The sequence below is a fragment of the Mycetohabitans sp. B2 genome (genome assembly GCF_021733735.1).
Classification (GTDB): domain Bacteria; phylum Pseudomonadota; class Gammaproteobacteria; order Burkholderiales; family Burkholderiaceae; genus Mycetohabitans; species Mycetohabitans rhizoxinica.
Window position 1 is genome coordinate 1 of the sequence record NZ_JAHKSP010000042.1, and the last position, 5,304, is coordinate 5,304.

At 57.6% G+C, this 5,304-nt stretch carries 5 protein-coding genes; 3 read left to right on the forward strand and 2 right to left on the reverse strand.

Translation table 11 applies throughout. The annotated features are described in order from the left end of the window. The coding region (locus KPG66_RS08410; protein ID WP_237070623.1) for a condensation domain-containing protein at positions 1–1,916 on the reverse strand (1,916 nt) is incomplete at its 3' end. 753 nt (positions 1,917–2,669) lie between these two features. Further along, the gene (locus tag KPG66_RS08415; RefSeq protein WP_157864400.1) at positions 2,670–3,074 is read right to left on the reverse strand and encodes a hypothetical protein; all 405 of its coding nucleotides are present in this window, start codon (positions 3,072–3,074) and stop codon (positions 2,670–2,672) included. A 27-nt stretch (positions 3,075–3,101) separates the two neighbouring features. Between KPG66_RS08415 and KPG66_RS08420 the strand changes: the two genes are divergently transcribed. The 3 genes from KPG66_RS08420 to KPG66_RS08430 form a co-directional block, all read left to right on the forward strand. Further along, positions 3,102–3,356, forward strand: a complete 255-nt coding sequence (locus KPG66_RS08420) for an acyl carrier protein (RefSeq protein ID WP_157864401.1) — start codon at positions 3,102–3,104, stop codon at positions 3,354–3,356. Continuing rightward, a complete protein-coding gene (locus KPG66_RS08425; RefSeq protein WP_013435684.1) occupies positions 3,353–4,957 on the forward strand; it encodes an amino acid adenylation domain-containing protein in 1,605 nt (534 codons plus the stop codon). The genes KPG66_RS08420 and KPG66_RS08425 overlap by 4 nt, the downstream gene beginning before the upstream one ends. Beyond that, a partial coding sequence (locus KPG66_RS08430) for an acyl-CoA dehydrogenase family protein (RefSeq protein ID WP_237070624.1) occupies positions 4,941–5,304 on the forward strand: 364 nt, incomplete at its 3' end. The genes KPG66_RS08425 and KPG66_RS08430, both read left to right, overlap by 17 nt.

The following is a 5,304-nucleotide window of genomic DNA, read 5'->3' on the forward strand; positions in this document are numbered from 1 at the left end:
ACACGATCACCGGTGCGAATGTCAACATAGCCATTGTTGATGACCAGCCGCGCAATCGCATGATGTGGCACCATCACGCCCTTCGGGGTGCCAGTGGAGCCGGACGTATAGATCACATACGCCAGATGCCGGGCCGTCAGGCCCGCCACCGACGGATTCGTGTCCGGCAACGCCGGCAGGGTGGCCGGATCGAGCACCGTGCACTCGGCCAACGCCGCCTCGCCCAACGCAGCGCGCCCCACCGCATCCGCGAGCACCATGCTCGGTGCCGCATCGGTGAGGATGTGCGCCAAGCGCTCACCCGGATAGGCGGGATCGAGCGGCACATAGGCGCCACCCGCTTTGAGGATCGCCAGCAGCCCCACAACTAGCGCCGGCGAGCGCTGCACGCAGATCGCCACCCGCGTGTCCGGCCTGACGCCCCACTCGATCAACTGGTGCGCGAGGCGATTGGCTCGTGCATTGAGCTGTGCATAGCTCAACGTTTGATCCTCATAGACCAGCGCCGGCGCCTCAGGTGTTTGCTCGACCTGCGCTTCAAATAACTGGTGGATGCATAAGTGCGATGGATAGTCCCGTTGCGTCGCATTCCCTTCGACCAGCAGCCGATACCGTTCATCAGCGTCGAGCAGATCGATGCTGTCAATCGGTTGCGTGGCATCGGCAGCGAGCACTTGCATGAACCGGATAAACCGACGCTGATGCACGCCGAGCGCCTCCGCGCTGTAACACGCAGGATTGGCGTCAAAGTCAATTCGTAATTGATGGCTATTGAGTGTCCAATAGACACCGAGCATCAAATCGTCAACCGGACCAGCGAGCAGATTATGGTTCGTCGATGAATGCCCGCCAAATAACAGCTCGTAGTCAAACGGCATCACGTTAACCTTGATGCCGAATAGTGACTGTCCGGGCGCCAGCCCAAGTTGACGCTGCAGCGCTTCGCTCGGGTAGCGTTGATATTGAAGTCCGCTTTGAATTTCCTTCGCCGCCTGCCGCAACAACGACAATAAGTCCATGTTCGGTTCGAATCTGAACCGCAGCGGAACGGTATTGGACACCATGCCAGGAATGTGCCAGTCTGCCCCCAAGCGGGCCGTCACTGGACAACCGAACACCACGTCCTGCGCGCCAGTCATCCGATACAGATACGCGGCCCATGCAGCGCTCAAGAACTGCGCCAGCCGGCCCGCATCCAGCACATAGTCGTCCACCCATTGGGTGGCCAGGTAAGTCGTCTGACGCAGCCGCTGCTGTAAGGCCGGGGCGGCGCGGCTTGCCAGCGTCGCGGGCCCAGGCCAATGGGCGCAGTGCTTAAGCCAATACGCTTCATCCTTTTTACGCTGGGCAGAGGTCTGATATTGCGCATCGCTTTCTAATAGCTGTCGAATCGAGCCAAAATCACATGCTGCGAGTGCCGTTCCCGCGCATCGCGCGCTATACACGTGTGCAACGCGTTGGGCGATCAGGTACTGGCCATATCCATCCATCATGATATGGTGATAGCGCTGATACCAGATCCATTGCGCGGGCGCCACTTTCAGCAACGCATAGCAAAAAAGCGGTCCCTGCATCAAATTTACCGGCTGTTGATAATCGGTGCGCATCCACGCCTGAGCCGCTGCCTGAGGATCGGCTTCTGACGTGAGGTCCAGCACCGGCATTGACCATGCGGGTGAACCAATCCTCTGCCGCAGCCCGTCATCGCTGTCGATAAAGTGCAAGCGCAGGGTGTCGGCCTCATCAATCACTTGGCGCAATGCCGCTTCAAAGACGGCCTGCTTAATCGCGCCTTCAATGACCGTGTACTGTGCAATGTTGTAGACGGGGCTGTCTGGATGCAGTTGCTGCGCGAGCCAGATCTCAGTTTGGGCAGTGGATAATGCATACGTAACGGGCGTGATGCTAGCATCCATAACAAAGCTCCGATTCAGGCGACCAAGCGACCTGATAATTAATAGGTGTACAAATCAATACAACGACGCGCTCAGAATCTATCTTTGCTTTTCAGGAACCACTACGGCTTTGATGACACGTCGCGTGCCATTCTTAGCTATCCACTGCGGCGATCAGGGCCGCCAGCACGCGTCAGTGCGTCGCTCGTGCACTTGACCGATCAATTATTACGCCACGATCAATTGCTTTAGCGAAAACGCTGAGCATAACGCGCTTAGCTGCACGTGGATTATTTAGCAACACGGCTACGCACCCGTTCGCTGACCCATGCGCTCGACGTTAACTGCTTCAAATCGCGCAAGCACTGTGCCCAGCTGTCATGAGCCGCTGCAAAGATTCAGGTAACCGCAGCGCTTAGCACCTGGTTGAAAGACTGTAAAGCGCCCGCCATGATGCACTCAAGTTCATTACCTTGGCTTAAAACGACAGGTCTTTAACAAAAGAAACGATAACTTGCAACTAGAGGTCACACGATCGTCCACGAGATGGATGGGGTACGGCTCAAGGACGTGTCTCAGGCACCCGTTCGTGATCAGAGCGGCAAGGTTGAACGGGCAACTCTAGAACTTTGATATCGCCGCATAACCGTACTACCGCCAATAGGCAAGCAGCGTCGTTATCCCGCGCTGGAGTTTACAGTGATTCACGCCCTTGAACGAGCAGCGTCTGCAGGCAGGAAGCGCATTGAATGGAAACTGGTCACCAATTCCCCGTCACTTCCCGCAAGCAGGCTGGTGGAAACTCGACTGGTATGCATTGCGATACACCAGGCCGTGCCAGCGACCAGGCCGTGCCAGTGGATGTAGGCGGGCAACAGCCACCATTCGGCGAGCGGCCACCATTTGCGGTGTCCATGCCGAGAAATAGGCCAAATTTAGAAATATGGTCCCAGTGGGCACCACGCTTGCTAATGTCGTATCAAGGCGCACCAATTGGTGCATGAGCGTACTGGCTATGTGATTGTCCGATATGAACTGCGCACCATGCCCCTTTACGGCGCTTAACGCGGTCACTGCCAGATCATCAGGTGGGTAGAGCGTTACATGACTTGCCAGAGGCTTAGGCAAAACGAGCGCAGGAGCAAAGAGGCAAAATTTTTTGAGTTTGTGAGCATCCATCGGCCATTATCATTAAAGGAGAAGCCCATGTCTGACACTTTGGTGAAACTCCGTGCTTTTGTGATCGACACTATCCTGAAAGGAAACGACTCAGATATTTCCGACGATCTAAATCTAAAAGAGTCGGGGCTCCTTTCATCTTTGGCCACCATGCGCCTGGTTTCGTTTGTGGAGGACGAATTCGGCCTCATCGTCGGGGTCAGCGACCCGAGGACGCGTTTCACCACGATTCGTGAGATTGCGTGCTATGTGGATGAAAAATCATCGGAAATCGAAAAATGACGGCCGACATTGTGACGCGGGAACGACAGTCCGAGCCATCGGCAGACTTGGCCAAATACTTAGACGACACGACGGCGCGACAGCCGAGCGCTCGTGCGCTCGTCGACTCCGACGGATCCGCGTTGAGCTATGCAGAACTTTCCGCTGCGGCCGATAGGATCGCCGTTTTTCTTCATCGCAAGGGGGTCGTTGCAGGGGATCGTGTCGGGCTTTTCATGCACAAAAGCGCGCACACGCTCGCGGCCATCTTCGGCATACTCCGGCTAGGCGCGGCCTATGTGCCCACAGACGCGGGCAGCTCAAGCACGCGTGCCGCCACCCTATTCGACGATTGCGATGTTCGGGTCATCTTCACCGATCCCGAGTCAGCACGACATTTAACACAACACGCCCCCCAGCTTAAACCACGCATAGTGGTGATGCAGCCACATCACGAGGAGGTGAACGACCCACGTGAGGACTGGCAGACGCTGGACATGCTGCACGGAGAGAAGCACGACTACCCACGCAACCCGCCGGATGCGAACCGGCTCGCCTACATCCTTTACACCTCCGGCTCCTCCGGGGTACCGAAAGGAGTCGCAATCAGCCAGCGCAACGCGGTGAGCTTCGTCGAATGGGCCTCGGCTGCCTTTAATGTAGCAGCACAAGACCAGGTATCCAGCCACGCCCCCTTGCACTTCGACCTGTCGATCTTCGACATCTATGTCTCCATTAAGAACGGCGCATGCATTCACCTGATCGACGCCGACCTTGCTGCAAGCCCACGTCATCTCGCCACCTTCCTCTCCACCCGGGCGATTACGGTTTGGTATTCGGCACCGGCCATTCTAGGTATGCTGGCCGAACAGCACAAGGCGCGCAACCCTGCCCCGAACCGGCTACGGCTCGTGCTCTTCGCCGGAGAAGTTTTCCCCATCGCGAAGTTGCGCAGGTTGCTGCAGCTGTGGCCCCAACCAGCCTACTACAATCTGTACGGCCCCACCGAGACCAACGTGTGCACCGCTTACCGTGTACCCACACCCATACCGGCAGAGCGCGTTGAACCGTTGCCGATCGGTCATCCCTGCGACCACTGCGACACGATCGTCGTGGATGAGCATCAACAACCGGTACCCGACGGTGAAGCCGGCCTGTTATGCGTCGCAGGACCGTCTGTCGCGACCGGCTATTGGAATGCTCCCGAGAAAACGGCTCAGCGATTTTTTCAACGCAACGGCCAACGCTGGTACAACACCGGGGACATCGTTCGCGCCTCGCCCGAAGGCTACCTCTTCCTGGGACGGCTTGATCGTATGATTAAGCGTCATGGATACCGAATTGAGTTGGATGAAATTGAATCATGCTTGGCCGCCCACCCTGAACTGACCGCCTGTGCGGTGGTCAGCTCCGGTTCCGACGGGAACACCACCATCACGGCATTTGTCGTGGCCCGCGATGCCCCACTCTGCCCAACAGATTTGAGTCGATTCTGCTACCACCGACTCGCACGGTACATGGTGCCCGACCAATTCCGCTACCTGCCTGATCTGCCCCGCACTTCGACGGGCAAGACCCACTATCAACTTTTGGAGCGTCAGTGCGATGCCAAACAAGTTTGATGAACGACGAATCGCGCTGCGCGAGCAGGCCGCACGTTTTGCCCGCGATCAGCTCAGCACAGACATCGCAGCCTCCGACCGTGCCAGCATTTTCCATCGAGACGGTTGGCGCCGATGCGCAGAATTTGGCCTGTTCAGTATGGCCCTACCCGAGGATCGTGGGGGCGCGGGCGCGCCCCTGTCCGACCTGCTCGCGGTCATGGAGGGCCTGGGGTACGGCAGCGAAGACTTGGGACTGCTGTTCTCGCTCAATGCTCACCTGTGGACCGTTGCCCTGCCACTAGCTATCCACGGCACACCGACCCAGCGTTCGCGCTTTCTGCCAGGCTTGATGGATGGCTCGTTGA